This is a genomic window from Paenibacillus lautus NBRC 15380, from assembly GCF_004000945.1.
Lineage (GTDB): Bacteria > Bacillota > Bacilli > Paenibacillales > Paenibacillaceae > Paenibacillus_AQ > Paenibacillus_AQ lautus.
This window is the reverse complement of sequence record NZ_BIMF01000001.1, coordinates 621,474-648,074: the sequence shown is the minus strand read 5'-3', so window position 1 is coordinate 648,074 and position 26,601 is coordinate 621,474. Positions and strand designations below refer to the sequence as shown.

Annotated in this window: 22 protein-coding genes; all 22 read left to right on the top strand. The window is 43.1% G+C overall.

The annotated features are described in order from the left end of the window. Positions 1–116: 116 nt before the first annotated feature. The 22 genes from PLA01S_RS02810 to PLA01S_RS02705 all read left to right on the top strand — a co-directional run bounded on the left by PLA01S_RS02810 (position 117) and on the right by PLA01S_RS02705 (position 26,589). Complete coding sequence (locus PLA01S_RS02810; RefSeq protein WP_127589958.1) at positions 117–683, top strand: SF0329 family protein; 567 nt, start codon at positions 117–119, stop codon at positions 681–683. Between the two features lie 190 nt (positions 684–873). Beyond that, the gene (locus PLA01S_RS02805) at positions 874–1,863 is read left to right on the top strand and encodes a tRNA dihydrouridine synthase (protein ID WP_127589957.1); all 990 of its coding nucleotides are present in this window, start codon (positions 874–876) and stop codon (positions 1,861–1,863) included. 173 nt (positions 1,864–2,036) lie between these two features. Beyond that, a complete protein-coding gene (locus tag PLA01S_RS02800; protein WP_127589956.1) occupies positions 2,037–3,197 on the top strand; it encodes a cobalamin-independent methionine synthase II family protein in 1,161 nt (386 codons plus the stop codon). Between the two features lie 487 nt (positions 3,198–3,684). After that, on the top strand, positions 3,685–4,413 hold the full coding sequence (locus PLA01S_RS02795; protein ID WP_246059288.1) for an AAA family ATPase: 729 nt from the start codon (positions 3,685–3,687) through the stop codon (positions 4,411–4,413). A 238-nt stretch (positions 4,414–4,651) separates the two neighbouring features. Next, complete coding sequence (locus PLA01S_RS02790) at positions 4,652–5,830, top strand: DUF4317 domain-containing protein (RefSeq protein WP_127589954.1); 1,179 nt, start codon at positions 4,652–4,654, stop codon at positions 5,828–5,830. A 512-nt stretch (positions 5,831–6,342) separates the two neighbouring features. Then, complete coding sequence (locus tag PLA01S_RS02785; protein ID WP_127589953.1) at positions 6,343–6,822, top strand: DedA family protein; 480 nt, start codon at positions 6,343–6,345, stop codon at positions 6,820–6,822. A gap of 93 nt (positions 6,823–6,915) precedes the next feature. Next, complete coding sequence (locus PLA01S_RS02780; RefSeq protein ID WP_127589952.1) at positions 6,916–7,497, top strand: class I SAM-dependent methyltransferase; 582 nt, start codon at positions 6,916–6,918, stop codon at positions 7,495–7,497. Positions 7,498–7,583: 86 nt separating this feature from the next. Beyond that, on the top strand, positions 7,584–8,264 hold the full coding sequence (locus PLA01S_RS02775; protein WP_127589951.1) for a response regulator: 681 nt from the start codon (positions 7,584–7,586) through the stop codon (positions 8,262–8,264). Then, on the top strand, positions 8,257–9,399 hold the full coding sequence (locus tag PLA01S_RS02770; protein WP_127589950.1) for a sensor histidine kinase: 1,143 nt from the start codon (positions 8,257–8,259) through the stop codon (positions 9,397–9,399). The genes PLA01S_RS02775 and PLA01S_RS02770 overlap by 8 nt, the downstream gene beginning before the upstream one ends. A gap of 316 nt (positions 9,400–9,715) precedes the next feature. After that, positions 9,716–10,738, top strand: coding sequence for a Gfo/Idh/MocA family protein (locus PLA01S_RS02765; RefSeq protein ID WP_127589949.1), 1,023 nt, complete (start codon positions 9,716–9,718; stop codon positions 10,736–10,738). A gap of 115 nt (positions 10,739–10,853) precedes the next feature. Further along, positions 10,854–11,147, top strand: coding sequence for a hypothetical protein (locus PLA01S_RS02760; protein ID WP_127589948.1), 294 nt, complete (start codon positions 10,854–10,856; stop codon positions 11,145–11,147). A gap of 85 nt (positions 11,148–11,232) precedes the next feature. After that, positions 11,233–13,446 carry an ABC transporter transmembrane domain-containing protein gene (locus tag PLA01S_RS02755; RefSeq protein ID WP_127589947.1) on the top strand — a complete coding sequence of 738 codons (2,214 nt, stop codon included), beginning with the start codon at positions 11,233–11,235 and terminating at the stop codon, positions 13,444–13,446. A 112-nt stretch (positions 13,447–13,558) separates the two neighbouring features. Then, on the top strand, positions 13,559–13,984 hold the full coding sequence (locus tag PLA01S_RS02750; RefSeq protein WP_246059287.1) for a DUF1854 domain-containing protein: 426 nt from the start codon (positions 13,559–13,561) through the stop codon (positions 13,982–13,984). A gap of 12 nt (positions 13,985–13,996) precedes the next feature. Further along, a complete protein-coding gene (locus PLA01S_RS02745; protein WP_127589945.1) occupies positions 13,997–16,225 on the top strand; it encodes an ABC transporter ATP-binding protein in 2,229 nt (742 codons plus the stop codon). Between the two features lie 335 nt (positions 16,226–16,560). Further along, a complete protein-coding gene (locus PLA01S_RS02740; RefSeq protein ID WP_164817277.1) occupies positions 16,561–17,892 on the top strand; it encodes an ABC transporter substrate-binding protein in 1,332 nt (443 codons plus the stop codon). 168 nt (positions 17,893–18,060) lie between these two features. Further along, the gene (locus tag PLA01S_RS02735) at positions 18,061–18,762 is read left to right on the top strand and encodes a response regulator transcription factor (protein ID WP_127589943.1); all 702 of its coding nucleotides are present in this window, start codon (positions 18,061–18,063) and stop codon (positions 18,760–18,762) included. Between the two features lie 2 nt (positions 18,763–18,764). After that, the gene (locus PLA01S_RS02730; protein WP_127589942.1) at positions 18,765–20,174 is read left to right on the top strand and encodes a sensor histidine kinase; all 1,410 of its coding nucleotides are present in this window, start codon (positions 18,765–18,767) and stop codon (positions 20,172–20,174) included. A gap of 18 nt (positions 20,175–20,192) precedes the next feature. Beyond that, positions 20,193–20,957 carry a hypothetical protein gene (locus tag PLA01S_RS02725; protein WP_127589941.1) on the top strand — a complete coding sequence of 255 codons (765 nt, stop codon included), beginning with the start codon at positions 20,193–20,195 and terminating at the stop codon, positions 20,955–20,957. A 169-nt stretch (positions 20,958–21,126) separates the two neighbouring features. Further along, a complete protein-coding gene (locus tag PLA01S_RS02720) occupies positions 21,127–22,395 on the top strand; it encodes an alpha-L-fucosidase (protein ID WP_127589940.1) in 1,269 nt (422 codons plus the stop codon). 51 nt (positions 22,396–22,446) lie between these two features. After that, positions 22,447–23,832 carry an ABC transporter substrate-binding protein gene (locus PLA01S_RS02715; protein WP_164817275.1) on the top strand — a complete coding sequence of 462 codons (1,386 nt, stop codon included), beginning with the start codon at positions 22,447–22,449 and terminating at the stop codon, positions 23,830–23,832. 28 nt (positions 23,833–23,860) lie between these two features. Continuing rightward, positions 23,861–25,243 (top strand): ABC transporter substrate-binding protein, encoded by a 1,383-nt coding sequence (locus PLA01S_RS02710; RefSeq protein ID WP_127589938.1) that lies wholly within the window; start codon positions 23,861–23,863, stop codon positions 25,241–25,243. Between the two features lie 227 nt (positions 25,244–25,470). Further along, complete coding sequence (locus tag PLA01S_RS02705) at positions 25,471–26,589, top strand: ABC transporter ATP-binding protein (RefSeq protein ID WP_127589937.1); 1,119 nt, start codon at positions 25,471–25,473, stop codon at positions 26,587–26,589. Positions 26,590–26,601 lie beyond the last annotated feature (12 nt).

The following is a 26,601-nucleotide window of genomic DNA, read 5'->3' as shown; positions in this document are numbered from 1 at the left end:
TCCATTCAATATGTGGGACATGTTATGGGTTGTGTTTTGGCAGGGGTTTATTCATACTGAATAAGATGTGCAGATGGATACCGCGCCCCTCAGGGCTTGAAAACATAGGAGGAACCATGTCCTGGAGCAAATTGAAGCAACAGCTGGAGAGTTTTCTCAGTCCTGCATTAGCTGGAAGAGTTGAATATCGCGCAACCGGTTATCGTTATTTACCTGATAAGGCAGGGCTTTGTTATATTTCGGTAGATAAGAAGAACGTACTCCATATGAGTGATAAAACCAGCTCCATCCGATGGTATCAGACGGAGCTGGAAATTAAGAATGATCCCCATATCCAAATTCCGATCAGCGATGATGAATTGGAAGCGGTCAGAAAGGAAACCAAAGGGACCGTTCCAGAGGATCGTCTAAACGTCATTGCAAGAAATAGAAAAGTATCCGTACTTGCCAAGGAGCTTTTGTCAGCACAGGCTGCATTAAGTAAATCCAATTTTGTCGCTACAGCGAATAAGTTCTTATCTACTTCTATAGAAGAAAGCATAGAGAGTGATGATATCTTATTGAATATTCTAGCCTTGGTAGACAGACGAGTTGGCAAAAAGCGGGTTTTAAACATGGCCGAGAAGATGAAGTTAAAGCATCCCATTGTGCAGTATTTTTATGAACTACGGCGCAGGGCGTGATGAGCATGAACTTGCATTGACGGTCACATCGTTTTAAGGAACACTTTCACTGCTGCGATTAACATATACTGCCGTTTGATTTACGCTGCTTAAACATGCTATAAGTGAAGAAAAAGCAAGAGTTAGAACAGGTTGTATTTACTATTTAGGGACAAAGATTTGTCCCGGTATGTATAGAGGAGTTTTTAATATGAAAGAAAATTTTTGGCGTGAGTTACCACGACCTTTTTTTATACTGGCGCCCATGGAAGATGTGACGGATGTTGTGTTTCGCCATGTCGTAAGTGAAGCAGCCAGACCGGATGTGTTTTTTACGGAGTTTGCGAATACCGAGAGCTATTGTCACCCGGATGGGAACCACAGTGTCCGCGGGCGTTTGACTTTTACAGAGGATGAACAGCCGATGGTAGCCCATATCTGGGGAGATAAGCCGGAATTCTTTCGTCAAATGAGTATCGGCATGGCGAAAGAAGGGTTTAAAGGCATCGATATTAATATGGGCTGTCCTGTAGCGAATGTAGCGGAGAATGGGAAGGGAAGCGGCCTGATCTGCCGTCCCGACATTGCAGCGGATATTATCCAGGTGGCCAAAGCCGGGGGACTGCCCGTCAGTGTAAAAACAAGGCTCGGTTTTAGTGCCGTAGACGAATGGCGCGACTGGTTGACCCATATTTTGAAACAAGACATTGTGAATCTGTCCATTCATCTGCGGACAAGAGAGGAAATGAGCAAAGTCGACGCTCACTGGGAACTGATTCCGGAGATTAAGAAGCTTCGTGATGAGGTAGCGCCCGATACACTTCTAACCATTAACGGGGATATTCCTGACCGTCAGACCGGCCAGAAGCTTGCTGAACAATACGGTGTGGATGGCATTATGATTGGGCGTGGGATTTTTCATAATCCATTTGCGTTCGAGAAGGAGCCGAAGGATCATAGCAGTGAGGAATTGCTTGATCTGCTGCGGCTGCACCTGGATCTCCATGATCAATATTCCGCACAGATGCGGCGCTCCTTCAGCGCCCTTGTCCGCTTCTTCAAAATCTATGTCCGTGGATTCCGAGGGGCAAGTGAACTCAGAAATAACTTAATGAACGCAAAGTCAACAAGTGAAGTACGTGCGTTGCTTGATGAATTTGGAAGCAAGGCTCATGATGAGGCAGATGAACGCGGAAATTAACTAGACTGTGAATTGGAAAACATGGCCGACTTGGCTGTGTTTTTTTCTTTTGGAAAATCTCAACCGTCATGCTTGCTATAGCTTTTAGCTATAACTAGTTATGAGATTTTGGTATGCCTTATAACTCCTCTCGTCGTGATATGATATCGCTATACAACGAGGGGGTTATGTACATGACTGATAAGTTCCAGATCGTAGGAAGTTTGTTGCGGCCCGAAGAGCTGCTGAAATATAAAACGCAAATTGAACATCGTGATGACATCCAGTATCCTTTTTATGAGAATTTTGAAGGGTATGCCGAGTGCGAGACCGAGGCGATCAAACAGGTCGTGAAAAAGGAAATCGAGCATAACCTATCGGTTATTACGGACGGCGAATTCTCCAAATCGATGTGGCATCTGGATTTTGTGTGGGGCTTTGGCGGAGTTGAGCGATATATCGCGGACCATGGCTACTTTTTCCGGGATGTGGACGGAACCTCGAAATATGAAACACGCAAAGATATTGGCCTGCGCATTACTGGCGAACTGAGCGGAAAGAATCATCACTTCATTCAACTGTTCAAACAGCTGCAAGATACGGCAGGCGATCAGCAAACGAAACTTTGCGTACCGTCTCCTTCCCATATTTTCGGTGAACTCTCCTGGTCGGATAACATTGGCGGCACGGATGCGGTTTATCAGAACAAACAGGAGCTCAAAGCGGGCCTTGTGAAGGCGTATAAGGAATTTGTGTCGGAATTCGCTGCGGCAGGCGGCAAAATCCTGCAATTCGATGATTGCCTGTGGGAGCTGTTTGCAGACGACAACCCGAACTCACCGTTTACAGGGGAGCATATTAATCAAGCGGAAGTACAGGGTCTCGCCACCGAATTTATTGATATTAACAATACCGTGATTGACTTCGGTCATAGCCTCGGCTTGAAAATGTGGACACACAACTGCCGCGGTAACTACGATTCCCGCAACATGGGCGGCGGATCTTATGCGAAAATCGCCAACCTGTTCCTGAAGCAATTGAAATATGATCGCTTCTTCCTGGAGTGGGATGATGATCGTGCGGGTTCGATTGAAGCACTGGAGGTTTTCAAGGACAGACCTGAAACGGAGATTGTTCTGGGCTTGCTGTCTTCCAAAACAAGTACACTTGATGATGAAGCACGCGTAATCCGTCTACTTGACGAAGCATCCAAAATCATTGATAAAGATCGTCTGCTGCTCTCGCATCAATGCGGCTTTGCATCCTGCGATGGCGGTAACGAGCTAAGCGAAGCCGAGCAATGGGCAAAAATCGATCAAGGTCAACAGATTGCCAAGCAATACTGGAATAACTAAATTCGGATAAACCTCATCTTGAGCTAAAAGGGATGACTCAAAGGGCTGCTTATGGACCCGAGAGGCATCTCTTTTTCTATGCTGCGTGTTGACCCGTTCAACAGCAGAAACCCCGAATCAGGGCGTGACATTTGATATAGTTCGAGACATTTGATAGGTATGCCTAGCTTCTTCTATACATCAAGCAGGCTGCAAAGGCTGAATCCGTAGGCTAAGTCGGTCTGAAATGTCGCATCGAACAGGAGAAGCCTTCGCTTATGAAGAAGTTATATACTTCCAGGAGAGCTTGCGTAAATCGGTTAGGGAGAAATTTTGATCGGTTATAAGAACATGAGGGGAGAGGAAATGTTGACATATAACCAAGATCTGACGAAGCATTTCATTTTCCGAGAGGGGAGCGAGGGCGATGCTATATTTAAGTAACTTCAAACTCTCTTCTACCATTTCCAGCAACCCAAATATATATCCCGATCATGTGTTCAGGCACATGGCAGGGGAAGTTCTGCTGTTTGATCGAATCACGGTATTATACGGCAGTAATGGCTCCGGCAAATCCACCTTGCTGAATCTGATCGCCAATAAATTGGGTATCGCGGGCGCTGAGCGAATGACAAGCTATGGTCACAACATATATGCGCAGCGGTTTATCGAGGAAAGCAGCTATCAACTCGGGCATGATGATCAGGAGCGTCCCATATATAAGCTTCCCGATGGGAGCCGGTACGTCAAGTCAGAGGATCTGTTGTATGAAATCAAGAAAATACAGCAGGAAAGCGCGCTTCGCGAAGGGCTGCTGCATGAACAGCTCGTACAGGGAAAGAGCAAGGCTGAGGTAGAAGAGCTGGAGCAGTCGTATGAATTCAAGAAGAAGATGGATATCATTCAATTCTCTCAGGAGAAGTATTCGAACGGGGAAAGCTCGATGCAGTTTTTTGAGGAATATTTGCTTCCCGGGCAACTGTATTTATTGGATGAACCGGAAACGTCGCTTTCGCCGGCGAATCAAATCAAGCTGGCCGAGCAAATGAACGATTTGGCGCGTTATTTTGACAGTCAATTCATTATTGCCACGCACTCTCCGTTTGTTCTGGGTACGCTTCATGCGAAGATCTACAATCTCGATGCCAAGATTTTGCAGACGGCAGAATGGTTTGAGCTGGACAATGTACAATTCTTTTACCGATTTTTTCATAAACATCAAAGGTTGTTTGAATGAATAGGTTTGAGTTATCAGAAGAGGTATCCTTCGAGTAAGGATATCTCTTTTTGGTATGGGCTCCCACTAGGTTATGTACTCGACTCGGGTAATCAAATATGCAACAATAGAGGATCAGGTGCACAGGAGAATGGACCTTAGGCACAGCAATGCAAGCCGCAAGATCGCTTACCAATTTACGTTCCAATAATTTATACTATATAAGCTAGAATATATCTAAGGAGCTGCCGAATCCGATATGAACAAAAAAGAAGTCGCCAATATACGCAAGCAATTTAAGCTGGATCACGATTTAATGAATATTTACGATATCCTCAATGTCTATATTACGAAGGAAACGAATGAAATCTACCACTGGGAGCGCCTGCCGTTCGAGCTGGTGGATCGGGAGAAGCAAGAGTTATACATGGGTAATTTCAAAAAACTGCTGACCGGCGAACTGGATCAAAAATTGTTCGAATTGAGGTTTCAGGAAGCAGCGGAGGAACCGGCGCAGGTCATGCTTCACCAAGCTCTCGTGTCGGGTGATCCGGAAGAATGGCAGGACTTGATGCTGATGCTGGTGGATCGAATGCTGAAGGATGCCCAATATGAGCGTGATATGGTGGTCACGTTCGTTCGGGGACAGTATTATTTGCCGACCAAGGCGAGAAACGATGAAGCGGAAGAAAGCGAGAAGAACGAGGTGTTCGCCCATCCGTTCATTTTATGCAGCGTGAATTCTACGGAGAAACAACGGAAGACGCTCTTGTTCGATTATGTGGAGCGGGAGTTCAAGTACAATGTCATTGTAGATCCGATTATCAAGTTAAGTGCGCCAGAGCAAGGATTCCTGTACCCTAGCGTGACGGACAATTATTCCGATGTGAATCGTATTTTGTATTGTACGGGAAAATCGAATTTTCCGGATCCCCATTTTGTTGAACAGGTCTTGAACGGAGAAAGATCCGTGACGGCACTTGAAGAGCGAGCGATCTTCGAAGATATCGTCAAGGAAGTAGCCGGCGAACAGCTCGATTCAGCCACCATTGCCCAGGTGTACGAGGAAATTAACCGGGTGATCGAAATTAACGAAGAGACGAAGGAGGAAGAACCTCCGAAGCTGGATTATAAAGATCTGGAGCGCGTACTGAACGCAAGCGGCGTAGAGGACGTGACAACCGAGAAGGTGGAGCGGGCATTCGAAACCATCGTGGACAACAAGAACTATGAGATGAAAGCAACCAGCGTCATGCCGAAGTATACTTCCAAATCCATTAAGATCGAAACCAAGGTAGCTACGATTTCCATTAGCCCGCAGGATTTAAGGTATGTCAAACAGGTGAATTTCCAAGGCAAACGCTGCATCATGATTGAAGTCGACGAAGATGTCGCGATTGAAGGATTTACGCTGGCTTCAGAGACGCTTTTAAGTTAAATCAAGAAGAATGGAACAGACCGCTATCCCCCAGTCGGATGGCGGTCTGTTTGTTTTTTTTGCCTTTTGGAAAAGTAAAAAGAAGCCGTAAATCGAAAAGAAACTATCGGGAGGAATTAAGAGAGACGGCAAAATGAAAGCAAGGCTGATTTTTATATATTTGGGCGACCAAGTGAATTCAAGAGTTGTGCTACGACTAAAGAGCAAGCACATATGACTAGCAAAACAAGAACCATGATAACAACAAATTTCTTACCATTCATCATTTTCACCTCGGAAGGATTATACCAAATATTCAATCCATTAGGAGAGGTAACGTATGAACAGCCATGGGAACAAAATGAAGGTATGCCGGGAGTGTCATCAAGATTTTTGGGGAAAGTGACATCGAAAGATTAAGAAATAAATAAGAGTCAGCGAAATCTTCAGATTTTCTTTAGATATAACCTCAGTAAATCCTTAGACTTTTTCGTTACTATTTACATGTTGAAAACATTGCGAGGAGCTAAAACATGATCAGTGATACCATCATACAATTAGTTGAGCAATACGGTTACCTGGCATTTTTCTTAGCTTTCTCCCTAGGGCCATTTGGAATCCCGGTTCCAAATGAAGTAACGATCTTAACAGGTGGCATACTGAGTAACACGGGTGTCTTAGATCCCTGGATAACCTATATTTTCATATTCGTTGGCTTAATAACAGCCATTACAATATCTTATTTTGCAGGCAGAATTCTTGGAAGGAATATTAATATTAGATTTCAAGATAATCGTCACTTTCAGAAAGCAAAAAAGATTTTTAAGCAACGAGGAGATTTAGCAATGTGTCTAGGATTATTCATTCCACTTGTTCGGTATATTATTCCTTTAGTTGTTGGACTAGAAGGGGTTAAATTCAAAAAATTCGCCCTTATATCTTACTCTAGTGTTTTTTTATGGACTGCATTGTTTTTTACTGCAGGCAGATATTTGGGGGAGATTGTATTTTAGATACTGCTAAATTGATCCGATGTTCAGCTCTCTAGATGCGAGTGTACACTTTGGATCTCTTATGGTGTCTGTAATTAATGAGGAGAAAAAATAATGGGGGAAGAACAGTTGAATATCAATGAGTCTTTAATTTTTTTGCAAGGATTTTTCAAGAATCCACAGCGAGTGGGAAGTGTTATACCTAGTTCTCGATTTTTAGCTGCTAAAATGATTCAGTCTGTACCATGGAATGAGGTAGAGGCAGTCGCAGAGCTTGGGGCAGGTACAGGTGCTATCACACGTTTCATGAAGGAACAGTTAAATAAATCAACAAAAGTGTTATTGTTTGAAAGGGATAAGAGAATGAGAAATAATTTAAAAATAGCATTCCCGGATTTCGTATGTCATTCAAATGCATGCCAATTAGTTAAAAAAATGAATCGAGATGGGATCAATCAACTAGACTGTATTATAAGTGGACTACCATTTTTCAATTTCACAAGTGAAATGCGAGAAACGTTACTGAATCAGATTATTGAAGCACTTAAACCAGGAGGGATTTTTGTTGCGTTTCAGTACTCTCTTCAAATGAAAAAAAAATTAGCTGAAGAATTAGTTATCGAAAAAATTGAGTTTGTGCCATTCAATTTCCCGCCAGCTTTCGTATACATCTGTCGCAAAAGGGAGACGCTTTAATTGAATATGAAACTCGCTTGGTATATTTCCGGGTTGCATTCATTAGCGATTGTAGTAGCTTTAATCTCTAAAAAAGGAGCACTCATATGAATTCTATACTTGTCGTAGATGACGATTCAGAAATTCGAGATGTCATTCACGTATATTTGCGTAATGAAGGATACCGTGTAATTGAAGCTGCTGATGGTCTGGAAGCGCTGGAAGTAATAAAAACAACCTCAATCCAGTTGATCATCCTGGATGTTATGATGCCTCGAATGGATGGTATTAGTGCCTGCATTAAAATTAGAGAAATATCGAACACTCCCATTATCATGTTATCTGCCAAAGAAGAAGATATTGATAAAATTACAGGTCTTACTACCGGAGCGGACGATTACATGATAAAACCCTTCAATCCTTTAGAATTGCTCGCTCGAGTAAAAGCTCAACTGCGGCGACAATCATTAATAGGAAAAGAAGAATTCAGTTCACTAATCCTCATCAAAGATCTTGTTATTGATAAGGCTAAACATTCCGTTACATTGAAAGGAAACAACATTTCGCTGACCCCTCTAGAGTTCTCAATCCTAGAGTTGCTTGCAAGCCGACCAGGGCAAGTGTTTAGCTCTAATAAAATCTATGAAAGCGTATGGAAAGAGCCATACGGAAATTCAGATAATACAGTAATGGTTCATATTCGTAATCTACGAGAAAAAATAGAAGAATCACCAAGAGAACCCCACTATATTAAAACGGTTTGGGGAGTGGGCTATAAAATTGACTAAACATGTACAAAAACCAAAAAGACAAAAAAAAATCCAGGTCAACATTTTAATCAGAATGATGATCAGTTTGATTATTGCTGTCACTATTAATAATTCCCTCATTTTTCTCATGAAAATCTCAAACGCATGGGAATGGGAGTGGTTGCGAAATTTCTTTCCCTACTTCATTACCCCTTTGTTCATGGGGATATTTATTTTTACATTTCTGGCGTTGACACGACGAATCGTTAAAGACTTAATCAATTTGGAAAATGGGTTGCAAATCATTTCTGAGGGGAATTTAAAATACCGAGTGGATGTTAGACGAAAGGATGAACTCGGGAGGGTTGCATATAACATCAATTTAATGGCGGAACGTTTACAGCAACAGATTGAGAAGGAACGTGAATTGGAAAACTCCAAGATGGAAATGATCACGGGAATTTCACACGACTTGCGCACACCACTTACAAGCATTATTGGTTATATAGAACTATTGAGAACAAATTCATTCCAAAATCAAGATGAATATATTCGTTTTGTTCAAAACACGTATAACAAAGCAACTCATTTAAAAAAATTGCTTGATGATTTGTTTGAATATACCCGACTTACTTCGATCGAAACCCGCTTGGACCTACAGAAGATCGATGTATTCCAACTCCTCAATCAATTACTTTTTGAATTCGAACCGATCGCCCAAGAGAACGGCATCAATATCGTGAAGGAGATAGGGGACTCTCCTGTTACAAACCTCATTGACAGTGAAAAGATTGCCAGAGCAATTGATAATCTACTGATGAACGCTCTTAAGTACTCTGTAAAACCTGGAACCATTCGTGTTTTAATGAAGTCGGATAATAAACACATTAAGATTGAGGTTGAAAATAAAGGGAGGACTCTTACGAAAGAACAAGAGAATAAACTCTTCGAACGTTTTTACAAAGTTGATCATTCACGAAGCAGCGAAGGCATCCAAACGGGAGCCGGTCTTGGTCTTTCTATTGCCAGAAACATTATTGAATTGCATGGAGGAACCTTAACCCTTAATCATATAAACAATATATTTAAATTCACGGTTACTTTGCCTTACGAAGGAACTGTGGCTAACAGGATTGAGCCAGGGATAGCGAGCGACCATGATGTATTAAAGTAGAAAAAGAAGTTCAGGAACATTACAGTTTGGATCCATCATTAATAGGTGGGTTTTAAATAGGATCAATTAATTTTAATGTTGGTTTTAAAAAAAAAATATAGGCACATCAAGAGAGGATCGCTAACCTGCTGATTGAGGTGCCGCAGGAGCGGAGGGATCGCCCCTCGATGATGACAAGCTAAAGGCTGCCCATTCGGACAGCCTTTTTGCTGTCTTTTCCGGTAATCTAAGTGTACTGACTGTATCACCTTGATCTATAATAGTGGGCGTGGCGTTTAATGGCAAAATTCAATCGCGAATGGAATAGGAGAACAGGATGAACAAACAAAGAATGGCCGTCATCGGCTTAGGGCATATGGGCCGGTATATGATACACCGCTTACTGCCCCAATATACGAGGAAGATCGAGTTGGTCGCCATTTGCGACAGCGATGAATCCAGTCTGCACCGGGAAGTCGCAGAAGCCGGGATTCGTCCACGGCTGTATACCGACTATCGCCAGCTGCTGGACGAGGTGCCGCTTGACCTGGTGTATATCGCGGTTCCGCCGTCCCTGCATTATGACGTGGCCCGGATCGCATTTGAGAAAGGCATCCACGTCTTCTGTGAGAAGCCGTTGGCCAACAGCTTGACTGAAGCACGGAGTCTGGTGGAGCTGGCCGAGAAGACCGATGTGCTCCATGCGGTTCATTTCTCGCTTCCGCTCGACCCGGCCGTTCTAAAGCTGCAGGGATTGCTTGACGAGCAGGCGATCGGCCGGATCCAAAGCATGGATCTGTACCTGGAGTTTCCGCAGTGGCCGAGGGCCTGGCAGCAGAATCCATGGATTACGTCAAGACAGCAGGGCGGATATCTGCTGGAGGTCGGCATTCACTGGATCCAGATGATCCAGCAGGTGTTCGGGCCGATTACGCATGTGAAGAGCGCGATCGAGTTTCCGCCGGATTCGAATCAGTCCGAAAGCCGAGTCCAGGCGATTCTCAGATTACATAACGATATCGAGATTCGCCTGTCGGGAACCGACCAACGGGAAGGGGAGGAGCGAGTCTCCCTGGTGGTCCACGGTGAGGAAGGAACCTTGGCATTGGAGAACTGGTGCAACCTGTACCGAAGCGGCAAGGATACTGATCTGCAGCCTGTACCTGTGGACGACGTTGTCAGCCCGCTGCCAATCCTGAAGCAAATCATCCGGATTTTGAACGAAGAGTCCGGTCTGATTTATGATTTCCATGACGGGTATAATGCGCAGGTTGTTTTGGAAGCCCTGCGTAAGCCGGCTGAGGGCTTTACGGATGTAAGGCCGCAATTGATGGGGGGCAAAGCGGTAGGAATTATGTAACGCCTTGATGGGTGATGTTCGGCTAAAACAAGGGAGCCATCTTAGACGGCGTCCCTTTGTTGAAGCTTAGGTTTCGCAACCTTAGAGTAGGTCTATGGGCAGGATGAAGATGAAGATGAAGATTTCCGCATCCGGCTTTACGACAGGCAAGCATGGATCCATGTGCATGAAAATGCGACCCAAGGGGTGGATATTGGAACGATCGGTGGGCATATTAGCGAGCAATTTGGAAGGGTATATTATGCTGGTGGGAAACGCTATGGTCGATTTTGCTTGCGAACTTGTGGAGTCACTGGTTGAAGCCACGGTTGGGAGCGGAACGGTGTACAATGCAAATAAAGGAGTATACTGGTGCGAGCTTTGGCAGGATGAGACCAAAGAACACACACTATCTTCACATCTTAGTTGATAATATATTTACAGGGGATAAATACCTTTTTGACTTCTAATTCAAGGATTACTTCTATACATTGCAATGAAGAAAGGGGGAGCCCATGATCAAGAGTTTACCACTAAATGTGATTACCGCAATAGAACCTCATAAACCTTATGACGTTATCTACTGGATGATGTGTGATCGAAGCATAGATGGCGAAGGCTACGCACACACGTACTTAATTCTAAGTAAGGAAAAGTTGCTTGTTGTATCTTTCCCAGGGGATGAGGCGAATGTAGAGTTCATTGATATCGACAAAATTGAAACCGTATTCACAGTCAATCTAGTCGCCTCCGGTATCATTGTTCTGAAGGAGGGCGAGGAGCGGGTCATCGGAGCATTTACGAATGGACAGATGGGGAGTGCTGCCAAGCTTGTCTCGATCTTTACTAAGATTAAGAAGAAAGAAGACATTAGCGATGAAGATGTTGAAGATCGTCAGGAGAACATCACTTGTCCAAAATGCGGAATGAGATATCCCGAAGAAGGCAGGCCAATTTGTCCGAAATGTATGAAGAAGCATGCCATCTTCTCTAGGCTGCTAAGATTTGCGGGACAGTATAAACTTTTGATGTTTTTCATTGTTCTATTTATGCTGCTCAATTCGGCTACAGGTCTTGCCATACCCTATCTGCAAGGCACGGTATTGTTCGACCAAGCACTTGGGAATACCGGAGACTTCGCTGGACGAATTGGTCTCGTGATCCTACTCATTTTCGGTTTTCGAACGATTTCCTTATTGTTCGGGGTCCTTTTTAGCATGATAAATGCCAGATTGGCGGCGAATGTAGTATTTGACTTGAAGGCAAGCGTGTTCGCTGCGATGCAGCGGTTATCGCTTAGTTTTTTTCAGAAAAAACAAACCGGTCAGCTCATGACCAGGGTTAGCAATGATGCGCAAGAATTGCAGTATTTTTTCGTGGATGGTATTTCTTACTTTATCGTCAATGCCATGAATATCGTCGGTATTACAACCATTATGTTGATTATGGACTGGAAACTCACATTGATCTGCTTCACTCCGATTCCATTTGTCTTGCTGCTGATACGATGGGTGTTCCCTAAGCTTTGGCGGTTGTCTTGGCGGAGACATAGACGTGTGAGTACGCTCAATGCCATGATCAGTGATACGATACAGGGTACGCGAGTCGTGAAAGCATTCGGGAAAGAACGTCAAGAGCTTGAGCGTTTCCAGAGAGCGAATTCATCCTATTCTGAATCGGAACAGTCCTTTAACCTGATGAGCAGTACAATCTTCCCGATATTAACGATTGTTACTCAATTCGGGGGCATCTTAATCTGGGCTTTCGGTGGTTGGAGGGTGATGCAAGGTAGTCTCTCGTTCGGTGAAATTATGACTTTTGTAAGTTATATTTACATGCTGTACGGCCCACTGCAGTTTATGAATAACATTGTCAATTGGTGGTCCAGCTGTATGAGTGCGGCGCAGCGTATTTTTGAAATACAGGATTCCGTCTCCGATGTTGCAGAAAAAGAGGACGCGGTTACTCTGGAGCACATGAATGGCGATATTCGTCTTTCCCATATCACCTTTGGTTATGAGCCGAACAAGTCGATACTGAAAGATGTGTCCCTGCATGCAAAGCCAGGACAGATGATCGGTGTCGTGGGACATTCGGGTGCCGGTAAATCCACACTCGTGAATCTGATTTCTCGCCTATATGATGTTACAGATGGTGAAATCGTGATTGACGGAGTTAACGTGAAAGATCTCAAAATTGATACGGTGCGTAAAAACATCGGGATTGTGTCGCAAGAAGTATATGTGTTCATGGGAACAATCGCCGAGAATATTGCTTATGCTGATCCCGAATGCTCGATGGATGACATCATTAACGCTGCCCGAATTGCGAATGCGCATGATTTCATTGAAAAGCTGCCTGATGGTTATGACACGATCGTAGGTACCGGAGGTCATAATCTATCTGGTGGAGAAAAGCAAAGAATATCTATTGCACGGGCGGTTCTGCTTAACCCTAAAGTTCTAATCCTGGATGAAGCAACGGCATCACTGGATACGGAGACGGAACTTCAAATTCAAGAAGCACTTGAAACGTTAATTCAAGGTAGGACAACGATAGCGATTGCACATCGGTTGTCTACATTAAGAAATGCGGATTATTTACTGGTTATGGATGGAGGCAAGGTTGTTGAAGAAGGAACGCATGATCAATTAATGACGATAAAAGGCGTATACCATGGCTTAGTACAAAAGCATGATGAAGCGTTGAGCATGAGAAGGGTGGGTTAATCTTTTAATGCAACATTCGATACCTGATCAATCTGATTTGTCTGTCGCAGCAAGTATGAATTATTTAACTTCTGATAACACGGTGTTTACTAAAACAGAAGGTCACATGCTTATGGTTCAAGTGAACGATGATAAATATGAGGCGGTATATTTGCACTGCTCCTTTCCACATAACAATAGAAGGGTATATATATCGGTTCGCACAAGTGAGAATAAAGAGATCGGCATCATCAAGTCTTTGGACGAGGATTTTCCTAAGGATGTCATTTGCCTGCTTGAGGAGCAAATCAAAATGAGATATTTTGCGCCTGAGATCACGAAACTGGTCGGAATAAAAGAAGAGTTCGGATACTCCTACTGGGATACAGAAACAGTGTCCGGGAGTTGTCGGTTTACGGTTCGCAGCGGGGGAGGGAATGTGAAGCTCGTAACCGATCGCAAACTATTAATTATCGATGTGTATGGGAACCGATTCGTCATCGAGGATATCAAGCGGTTAAGGGAAAAGGAATATCGATTGGTAGAAATGTATATATAGGGGGAGGCTGAAATGAACCTTCAATTTAAGCTGCCTGACCAAGAATTTCTAGCTGTTCAGCAAGCCTTAGGAGAGAGTATTACGTATTGCGTGCCTGCCGATTTATCGTTTGATGGCCGAAGGACGAATGGTTATTTTGTGATTGGAGAGACCAAGTGGGTTCACGTAGACAATGGAGAAGTTATCGAAACCTGTGCTATTCATGAGGCACATGATTATAAGGTTGTTCCTTTAATCGGAAATGTGATCATTGAGGCGACGCATATGCAGACCCCGAGGATCATCATCCGGTGCACGATGCAGCATGCGGCAAGGCTCTCTTACATTGCTCAAATTCTAAATTACATGGCTTCGAACAGCAAGATCCGAATCTACAACAATGAGAGCGAGAGTGTATGTTCACAATGTGGCGGTCACCTTGTTCAAGGTACCCGGTTATGTCCGAAGTGTATGAATAAAGGAGCGGCTTTTAAGAAGCTCTGGGACGTCTCGAAGTCACATTGGAAAATATTGATCACGGCACTCGTCGTACTATTAATCATGTCAGCTGTTACGTTAACGGGTCCGTATTTCCAGAAAATACTCGTGAATTCGGCTTTGCAACCGCCAGACGGCGTAAACCCAAGTACGCGGATATTTCTATTTGCGATTGCTGGAATTGCATTTGGTTTAGTGGCAGGAGAGCTGTTAGGGGTGTTAAGAGGTAGGATTATGGCCCGTGTCAGCTCAAGAATAGCGGCAGATCTGCGTATGCTTGTCTTTGAGAAGGTTCAAAGCTTGTCGCTTGGATTCCTAACCTCGCAGCGTGCAGGCGATATCATGAACCGAATTAATTCCGATACTGACCGCATTCGGAATTTGATTCAAGAAGTGTTTTCAATGGCTATCTATCAAGTCATTATGCTGGCCTCTGTGAGCTTCCTGCTATTTTATACCGACTGGAAGCTTGCCCTTATTATCATTTTGCCTGCGCCAATCGTTGTTTACATTCAATATTTTGTCTGGAAAGTCGTGCTTAGAAAGCTCTTTCGCAAGCAGTGGCGGGTCCATGATAAAGCCAATTCATTTCTGCACGATGTGCTGAGCGGGATTCGCGTGGTTAAGGCATTCGGCAAAGAGGAGCGGGAGATCAAGCGGTTTAGGGCGTACCACCGTGAGTATGCATTAGCGACAATCCGAAGTGAAAAAGTATACAGTTACTTATCGCCTATCTCTCATTACTTGATCCAGATTGGACAATATTTTGTATTGCTTGTTGGCTGCCATATGATTTTAGGCGGAGAGCTGTCCCTTGGCGAACTAGTTCAGTTTACGGGTTACGCAGCGATGATCTATGGTCCACTTGGGTGGTTAATGAATATGCCGAGATGGATTGCTAACGCCCTAATTTCTGTAGAACGCGTATTCTCTGTCATTGATGAACAGCCGGAGATCATCGACAAGGAGAAATCCCTGAAGCACAGGATTGAGGGGACGATAAGCTTTAAGAATGTTACGTTTGGCTATAAATCGTATGAGCCCGTACTCAAGTCCATCGATGTGGATATCAAGAAGGGAGAAATGATAGGGCTCGTGGGTCACTCGGGATCAGGGAAGTCTACGTTTATCAATCTGATCTCCCGGTTCTATGACGTAAATGAAGGAACGATAAGCATAGACGGTGTGGATATTAGAGATATCAAGCAGGAGGATTTGCGTTCTCAAATCGGGGTTGTGCTTCAGGAGACATTTTTGTTCAGCGGGACCATTATGAATAATATCAAGTATTCAAAACCAGAGGCAACGATGGAAGAAGTGATACAGGCTGCAAAAATAGCCAATGCTCATCATTTTATTAGTCAGTTCCCAGACGGTTATGATACAAAACTGGAAGAGAACGGGAACAACATTTCAGGTGGTGAAAGACAGCGGCTTGCTATTGCTAGAGCCGTGCTGATCAATCCCAGAATACTAATATTGGATGAAGCAACGGCTTCGCTAGATATTGAAACAGAGTCGGAAATCCAAGAAGCACTGCAACGTGTCACCAAGAACAGGACAACCATTGCCATTGCACATCGACTTGCCACATTGAAGAATGCGGATCGACTGCTTGTACTGAATAAAGGAGCCATTGCAGAGATCGGGACGCATGAAGAATTGATTCAAAAGAGGGGAATATATTACAAGCTGCTATCTGCGCAGCGAAACATGTCTAAGACTCAAACCGAACGGGTGCTGGAGCCAACCTTACATACTTGATGCATTCGGATACTGCAAGCCCGGAGGATAGCGGCCTTGATCCGAAAATGATAGAACCTATCCCGACCTTTGTCGGGATGGTTTTTTTTATCCAAAGGGGGAGTCCGGTCATAAGTGCTTGAAGTCCATAGGTAATTTAAAAATTCACACGAAACACACATGAAACTCACTGGATATCCACACCAGTTTATAAATTATTTGATATATTATATCTAATTCATTCATCTGACATATCCAAAGGAGGGGGACGCGTCACTAAAAGTATATCAAATTTTCAGTGCGATTTGTTGTAAGGGCTTACAAATCGAGCTTACAATTCGAATGGGGGGCATATGATGAAAGAGTTTAGGAAGATGCGGTTTATGTTACTTATTTCTACGTTCCTTGTTTCAATTTTACTCTCTGCATGCGGAAGTTCAAACAGTGATGAAGTCAAATCAGATGAGAATAAGGCAGAAGAAGTAACCGATTCAGGCGAGCAAGTAACGATTAAATTTATGACGCCTTGGGGTGCGGAAGAAGTTAAAAGTCGACTTTCGGACGCACTGGAAGCGAAATACCCGAATATTAAAATTGAACATATTGGTGCATTTGCAACAGCGGAGAAAATTCAGGAAGCCAACGCCGCTAATAATTCACCAGATATTATGCTCGTAACCGACCCGTTCGTGACATTAAACGAGTTGGAAATGACCTATCCACTGGATAGTTTGATTGCTGAAAGTAATCTGGATTTGACTAAATTCCGTGATGGCGCGATTGATGCCATTCGATTACGTGACCCGGAACAGCAGGGCCGATTACTTGGCTTACCATTTGAAGATGTTGTCGTGAATCTATTCTATAACAAAGATATTTTCGATAAGATGGGTATTGAATATCCAAGTGAAACACCAACATGGGATGAAGTTCTCGATAAGGCAGCGAAACTTGCAGGGAAGCATGGTGACAGCAAATACGTTGGCTTAGCCACACGTGGCCTATCCCAAGCGATGCTTCAGTTATCCGCTCCTGGTACAAATCCGGAAACAGGAGAAATTATGTTCGAGAAAGATCCTGCTTTCGCCAAATATTTTGATTTAATCCATCGTGTCGTGAGTATCCCGGACAATGTTCCCGCTGAATCAGAGAAGGATAATTTTGGCTTTGAAAAAGGGAATGTCGCCATGATTCTGTCCTTTGTAAACAGTGCTAATTTATATGCTCATACAGAAGGTTTGAATTTCGGTATGTCTGCGTACCCAAGCTGGAGCGAGCTTCCGGGTGTATTGCCAAACAACGTACCGCTTACACTGGCTATTAACCCGAACAGTGAACACATTAAAGAGGCATTTCAAGTGTTAGAATTTGCAGTTTCTGATGAGAACCAGAAGAATTTATCCATTGGCGGAGCTCCCCCAGTGGTTAAGAACGCTGAAATACGACAATATATGGCGGGCGAAGATAATGTAGGCGTTTATAACATTGATGCTGCCTATAAAGGAGAACCGGCTAAACCGGTTTATTCACCTTTTGGTCCAGACATTTTCTATTACGAAGCCAATATTATTGATGATAAGACTGCAGAGTTTATTAAATTGAACGGCAAGGAAGACATAAACACATTTTTACGCAAAATGGTAGAAGAATATGATGCGTTATTGAAAGAGAAAGAGAGCAAGAAATAAAGTCATGCATCATACCAGATTATGATTAAATAAGGAGAAGCAGGCTGTCTAAGAGATGCCCGCGCTTCTCCTTATTTAATGATTCTTATTGTTTAAGGTGAAGCTGTTAGATGATAGAATATATGGATATTGAGTTTACTAAATTATGGGGGGAAGAAGAAATACAGCATGAACATTCTAATCGTTGAGGATGATGAATCAATTTGCAATATTTTACAATCCTATCTGGTGAATGAAGGTTGGACGGTATATACCTCGGAAGATGGTAATGATGCCCTGCAAAAAATTCATAACTTTAAAATTGATTTGTTAATTCTGGATTTGATGATTCATGGCATACCAGGGGAAGAAGTTTGTCGGAAAGTAAGAGGGTCTTCCAGCATGCCGATCATTATGATTACATCCAAGGCTCGTGAAATCGATACGATTAATGGTCTTAATTTAGGTGCGGACGACTACATTACGAAGCCTTTCCGTATGAAAGAGGTCATCGCTCGAATTCGAGCTCTGGAGCGAAGAATGAATATGCTCTCTATAAATAGCCGAACTGTGATGCGATTTAATAAAGGGAGACTGCAAATAAACTTTGAATCGAAGGAGGTATATGTTAACGGTAAACTCGTGAATTTAACGGTTACAGAGTTTAAGCTGTTAAGTGTTTTGCTCAAAAAGCCCAATAAGTTATATAGTCGACAAGATCTATCATATGAAGTTCAAGGTTATCGAGATATTGGTGATGGGAGAACGACAGATACGCATATTAAAAATATCCGCAAAAAAATTGAAGACGATCATAAGAATCCGGTTTATATTGTAACTAAAATTGGTGCGGGGTATAAATTCACGTTCCATCCGGATGAAGATTATTAATAATGGAACTGTGGAATAGATTACGCCAGACACATTGCATTCTTTTTATCACCCTTATTTTGACGACTTTGTTCTTTTTGTTAGCAGCCTATTTCCTATTCCGTGTTTCATTAGATCGTTCAATAGAGGTTTATAAGATGAAGTTTGCAGAGGATCAAACGCAGAAAATTGCCTTTATTTTGCGAACTCATCTAGAACCGGGCAAGCTATCGGTCGAGAAGATGGACTGGCTTAAACAGGCAGTCAATGTATATTCAATGAGTGTACGCTATTATGCTCCGGACCATGAAGAAGTGCTGTATGATTCAGGGCTGGAAAGTCAGCAATATAGTCGTCCCTTCACGGCGAGCAGTCCGATTTATGTCGATGGCCAGTTAATCGGAATTTTGGATGCTACGGTTGATTTGGATCATGATTTCAATCTTCCTTCCGCATCGTTTTTTTCGTTTGCTTTATTTGGAGGTAGCGGTGGTATTGCCATTATCTTATTATGTCTTATAGTAACTACCTGTTATCTTCTCGCTATACGATTGTCGAAGCCGCTTCGTTTAAGCAGTCTTCAGGCGAAACGTATTGCTGGGGGGCATAGAGACACTTTAATTTCGGAAACGGGAACAGGAACGTTGGAGCTGAATCAGCTAATTACTTCGATGAATAAGCTTGTCGTAGATTTGAATAACCAAGAACATTGGCGGGAACAATCGATGCAAGATTTAACGCATGAACTTCGTACTCCGCTAACTTCTATGTTATCCAGAATGGAGGCGCTTGTTGATGGTATATATCCAGCAAATGAAGAGAATTTAAATCGTATTTACGTCGAAATTAATCGGTTATGCCGCCTTGTGGATGATGTAGAAAAATTGTCGGAAGCAGAGGGTGCTAAATTCCAGCTTGATACCGAATCAATAGATATACGTAATCTGTTGAAGGATGTTTACGAGAATTTAATCTTCTTAGCTAAAGCCAAGGATATAAATTTCACTCTGCATACCATCTATACTCCTTGTCACGTGGAAGTAGATCCTGACCGTTTCGTCCAAATTATGACGAATATTATTTCCAATGCGATCAAGTATACGGCAATCGGAGGGAGCATCGATGTGGGAGTCACCATTGATTACAAAGAAATGGTTACGATTTATTGTAGAGATAACGGAATAGGGATATCGGAGCATGATTTGCCGCTTATATTCAACCGGTTTTATCGGGCAGATAAAGCCCGTTCTAGAGATTCAGGTGGAATTGGAGTTGGATTAAGTATTGCTAAAGCACTGATTGAAGCTCATGGGGGAACTATTCAAGCAGAAAGTAAGATAGGTGAAGGTTCGATGTTTCGAATTGATATTCCGTTAGCCCGCTCGCCCAAAACCGAGTTGCCGGTAAACTCATATTCGCCATATAAGTTGTAACGGAGGTTTTACTTCATAATGAAAAAAGCATTCCGCTTGCTATTCAAAAACCCATTAATTATTATGTATCCGATTATTTTGGATGCGCTGTCATTCATTATAGGGCTTACGATTGTTGGTTTTATTGGTGTGCCTTCACTATCCGTGCGTCTTATTCTGGAGATGGGAATTCCATCGGTCAGTTATGTTAGTAATATTCCGCAGCTTATCAATCAAATGCAGTTTATGGGTGATTCGGTATCCGTGAGAGCGTGGATTCCTGTTATCTTCATGCTGATACTGATGGCTTTTGCTCAGGGGGCTTATATTGCTTCTTTGCGTAATGTTGTAGAAGGCAGCCCAAATTCAATCGGTCAATTTATGAAAGACGGCAAAACATACGTGGTCCGCTTTATCCTCCTGTTTATGATCATAACAGCAGCAAAGACAGCAATTACAACGTTATTGGCAGCGTTTCTAAGTGTTATCGGACTATTTCTGTCCCTCGTTATATTTGTCATGCTCCGAATCAACTTTATTTATGTAGAATATTGTATAGTTGTCGATCAATTGAATGTGGATGCAGCATTCCGGCAGAGCAGGCGTTATTTTAAAGCGTCAAGTTTGAACACGTCAGGTCTTATTATTGTCATGATGATAAGTTCAGGTGTAATTAGCTTGCTACTGCACTATCTGTGGAGCCCAGCTGCAGTAGCTATGGCGATACCCATTTGTGCCGTTGTCATGGGTGCTGTTCAAATTGCTTTCATGCAGCAGTTGTTGTCAAACAAAGCGTCTGCATGAACAAGTGCAATGAATTCCTGATACATAATTAATCTTTTTAAATAGCAGTAAGGACACTCGTCCTTACTGCTATTTATCGTTATGGATCATCACATGAAATACGCAGGATCTTCACACCACCTTCACAACAGAATTGTTACGATTATAAAAAAGTTGAAGGGGGCTCACTATGATAACGAATACGATGATCAAACCGACTCTTAGGCAGTTAGAGTATCAGGGCTGGGAATTCGGTCTGTTTCTGCATTTTGGCCTGCGTACATTCTATGAGGGGTATGTTGATTTTGATAAACGTCCGATGTCGCCTTCGGCATTCAATCCAGTTCAGCTAGATTGTGAGCAGTGGATTCGAACAGCAAAAGAAGCAGGAATGGAGTATGCGGTATTAACAGCCAAACATCATGATGGTTTCTCCAATTGGCCATCGAAGTATAGCTCTTTCACTGTGGCACAGTCCCCATGGAAAGAAGGAAAAGGGGATGTTGTTAAGGAGTTCGTTGATGCTTGTCGCAAGTATGATGTGAGACCAGGATTGTATTACTCTCCGTTTGATGGCTCGGCAGATTTCTATAATCAGGATGCCAAGGCATATGATGATTACTTCGTGAATCAAATTACGGAGCTGCTTGGGGACTATGGGGACATTGATATATTGTGGTTTGACGGATGTGGATCTGAGGATCATGAATACGACTGGCCAAGAATTATTGGAGAAATTCGCAGATTGCAGCCGAATATATTGATCTTTAATATGGGCGATCCTAATTTCCGGTGGGTAGGTAATGAGGATGGGATTGCGCCAATTCCGTGCTGGAATGTAACAGATGCAACCGAGTTTTCGATCTTAACGGAGCAGAAAGAAGCATTAGGTGAACAGATATGGTTACCTGCGGAATGTGATGTACAGATGCGGGCGAATTGGTTCTATAGTGACAGTGATGAACACACCGTCAAGAGTCTGAATCAACTGATGGGCTTGTATTATTATTCGGTAGGCCGGGGCGCTAACTTGCTCTTGAATATCGGACCCGATCGAGAGGGTCTTCTACCTGCAAAAGACACAGCACAGTTACAGGCAATGGGTGATGAGATCCGTAGAAGATTTGAGCATCCTATTGCTTCAATCGAACAATGTTCGCCGAATCATTCAGGATGGTCTTACGAGGCCACGAAGCCGCATGTAATCGATCATATTCTTATTCAAGAGGACTTAACGGATGGAGAGCATGTTCGGAGTTTCCGAATTAACGTAACGACTGAAAAAACACATCGCTCCATCACGGTGTATGAAGGAAGAAACATTGGACATAAAGCCATTATTCGCATCCCTGCGATTAAAGTGCGAGGCGTTCAGTTAGAAATAACAGATTGTGAAGGTGTACCTTCAATTCGCCAGCTTGCTATCTATCATGTAGGGGAGACCTATGATTCCGAATAAAGAATTAGAATTCATTTTATTGTTCATATATGCGAGGGGGAATTGATTGTGATGAAAAACCGAAAAATGTGGAATGTACTCATGGTGCTGTGCCTTATGTTTACCATTCTTGTAACCGCTTGCAGCAGCTCGGGTAATACAGCGAATGAACCGGAAAGCCAGCCTGAAGCTACGGATACAAATAATACCGATACAAACAAGGAAGAGGAAAAGGAAGAGGAACCGAAAGAGCCTGTCAAACAATTTAGTGATGAGCCCGTAACGCTGAAAATAGCGACGCCTTGGGGCATCGATTATTTCACACCGCGAATGCTTGATCCGATTCAAGAGCAATTCCCTCATGTGACAGTGGAGCATGTTGACTGGAACGGAACGGCAGAGAATATGCAGGAATTAAGTGCGCAAGGGATTGTTCCTGATATTGTATTAGGTTACACCGGTCAAGCCCCATTTGAAGAACTTGAGATGGTCTTCGGTCTGGACGAAATGATTGAAGAGTACGGCGTTGATTTAAGTGGAGTCAACCCACAGTTACTTCAGGAATTACGTTCAAGAGACAAAGAGGGACGCCTGATTGGTCTACCTGATGCTGGAGATGTTCTCGCATTGTACTATAACAAAGAAATATTTGACCTGTTAGGTGCTGAATATCCGACTGACAATATGACTTGGGATGAACTTCTTGACCTGGCTAAGAAGCTGACTGTAAAGAAAGATGGTGTTCAATATAGTGGTCTTGATTTAGGGGCCATGCCAACGGCGTTATTTAATCAATTATCTATGAACTATACAGACCCGGAAACGGGGGAAATCTTGTTCGATAAAGATCCGAAATTTGCAAAGATGATGGAAGTTCTCAAAAAGTATTTCAGTATCCCCAATATCTATAATCCAGAAGAACCAAATAAGTTTGAGGGCAAAACAGCTGCAATGGTCGTGAACTGGCATGGCTTCCTAACTTGGTTTGGTGGAGAAGGAGAAGAGAGAGTTGAATATGAGAAGAGTATGGATTTGGTTCCCGTTCCGTCGTTTGCAGATATGCCGGGTATAGCTCCTAAACCAGGTGCTCACCCATGGATCATCAATGATTTCAGTGAAAATAAAGAAGCGGCACTGCAAGTGTTATCTTACCTGATCTCCCCTGATTACCAGTTACAGTACCGGATGAGAATGGGTACTCCTTCTGTATCCTTAAGCCAAGAGGACGGGAAATTGTTCGGTGCAGACGATCCAACCTATACAGACAAAAATGTCACTGCGATGTTCCAAAATCCATTTGCAGAACCACCAGCACGTAAAAGTCCATGGGATCGGCATGTTGCGTTTAGTGAGGCACTTACCAAGTTTGCGACTACCGATTTGAATATAGCTGAATTCACACGCGTGCTGAAGGAAGAATCAGAAATCAAGATCAAGGAAGAACAATCCAAGCAATAAACCTGGAATGCATTGGGGGGAATGTTAGATGAAGCTGAAACGCACATTAGTCCTACTGTTCGTGTTTATTTTGTCAATCTCCATGTTGTTATCAGGGTGCAATACAGATGATGGTGACAAGCAAGATGGCATAACAGAATCGGTGTCCGCGGATACACCATCCAAGGATACGCCATCCACGGATGCAAAAACAGAAGATGAACAGGTCGTATCGACAGATGAGGTTACTATCAAGATTTTGTATCCATGGGGACAAGAGGCGTTCGATAAACTTTTTAAGGATATTGATGAGAAGCTTCCTAATATTAAGATTGAATTAGTCGACTCCCAAGCCCAGTTAGAGCCATTACAAGAGCTGAACGCGAAACAAATCGTTCCGGACATCATCTATGCCAACTGGGGAATTGACGCGTTGCAAGAGCTAGATATGATTGAACCGCTCGATGAGTTGATTGAATCCCATCAATTTGATCTTAGTGGTATAGACCCTTCCATTATAGCTTATTGGCGTTTAGTCGATTCTGAGGGCAGATTGCTAGGTATGCCTACAGCCAGTGACAATTATACGATGTATTACAACAAAGAGGTGTTCGATCTGTTTGGAGTCCCTTATCCAGCACAAGATCTAACATGGGATGACATGGTTGAGCTTGCAAAGAAATTGACCGGTGAGAGAGACGGCATACAATATCATGGGCTGGAGATGGGTCCTGGGTTTGCAGGTACGGAAGCCTTGGTGCCTCTAAAACAATTGAATGTGAACCTGACAGACCCAGAGACCGGTGAGGTATTGATTACGAAGGAACCGGCAGTTACTAAATACCTTGAATTGATGAAGAAGTTCTACAGCATCCCTGGTATTTACAGTAGTGATCCGGAAGTCAGAAAAGATTACTCTTTCCAAAATAAAAACGTCGCAATGATCGTATCTTGGCCCGGTTACATTAAATGGGGTGTGGGTGATCCGGAAATTGCGAAGAACGTTCAATCCGTACCTGTACCGGTATGGCCGGAATTACCGAATGTTGCACCGGCTTCATTCTCACATCCATTCATTATTAATAAATACAGTGAGCATAAAGATGCAGCGTTTGAAGTTCTTGCCGAATATGTGTCTCCCGAGCATCAGACCACATTAGCCAGAATAGGGGACCGCCCAGTCCTAACCGATCCGAAAGTTTATGAAGAGTTTGGTGCAGATCTCGAAGTATATGACGGCAAGGATATTAGTGCATTCTTCTCTCGTGAGCCGGCAATTCCAACAACGATCAGCAAATGGGATCAATATGTGGATCTTTCAGGAAGTCTTCTGAAATTCTCCGAGTCAGACATGAACATTCCAGAATTTCTAAGAGTATTGCAGGAAGAGTCTGAGGCGAAAATCAAAGATGCCATGGCTAAGAGACAGTAAAAGTCCCGTAATACAAAATTTAACAAATAAAGTATAAAAAGAACAATGAGCAGGCTTGTCTATCAAAGGCAGGCTTGCTCTAATGTAATCCCCCTTTGTCGAATGGTGGGAGATCAGACCATATTCACACGAAACACACATCATCCTCACACTACCCCCACAAAAATTTTGTTAAGATTCAAATCAAGGTAATGATTGAGGCGGGATCATGCAAAGGAGGAATTCCAGTGTCGAGAATTATTTTTAATCATGTTCACAAACGTTACGGAAAATATAAAGAATACGCGGTGAAGGACTTCAACCTCGAAGTTGAGGATGAAGAATTTCTTGTCTTTGTAGGTTCTTCAGGATGTGGGAAGTCGACAACATTACGTATGCTTGCGGGATTAGAAGATATTTCAGAAGGCGAAATATACATCGGCGATACGATTGTGAATGATATGCCGCCCAAAGACCGTGATATATCGATGGTATTCCAAAACTATGCGTTATACCCGAACATGTCTGTCTACGATAATATTGCCTTTGGTTTGCAAATGAGAAAGCTCCCGAAACATGAAATTGAGTCATCGGTTAAACGGGCTGCCCGTGTACTGGAAATTGAGAATTTTTTGGACCGTAAACCAAGAGAATTATCTGGCGGTCAGCGTCAACGGGTTGCACTAGGCCGGGCAATCGTTCGTACCCCACAGGCATTTCTTATGGATGAACCGCTCTCCAACTTGGATGCTAAACTGCGTGTACAAATGCGTTCGGAAATTATTCGCCTTCACAAAAAAATTGGGGTCACGACGATTTATGTTACCCATGATCAGATTGAAGCGATGACGATGGGCGACCGTATTGTGGTTATGGAGAAGGGGATTGTTCAACAGGTAGATACGCCAGAGGTCATTTATAATGAACCTGCTAATCTGTTCGTAGCTAACTTTATTGGGAATCCGCCGATGAATTTTGTGACCGGTAAAATCGAAGAGCGTGATGGATTCCTTGAATTCCATACGAAGCGCTTCGGGCTCAGGCTCACAGAGAAGCAAGCTCACACGATTAGACAGATGAATCTTGTAGACCGGGGAATCATTATCGGAATGCGTCCAGAAAACATTAGCTTTGAGGAAATTATGTTGGAAGCGTATCCACAATCAATTATTAACGGAACGATGGAAATAAGTGAATTTGTTGGATCTGACCGTTACTACCATATGAATATTGGTCTCGAGAAATATCTAGTTGCCCGTGCCCACCCACGCTATCACTTTGACGATGGAATGAGAACCGCTGTCGCAGTGGATATGAACAAAGCATTATTTTTCCATAAAGATACTGGGGTTCTATTAACAAAGTGATGGAGGGATACG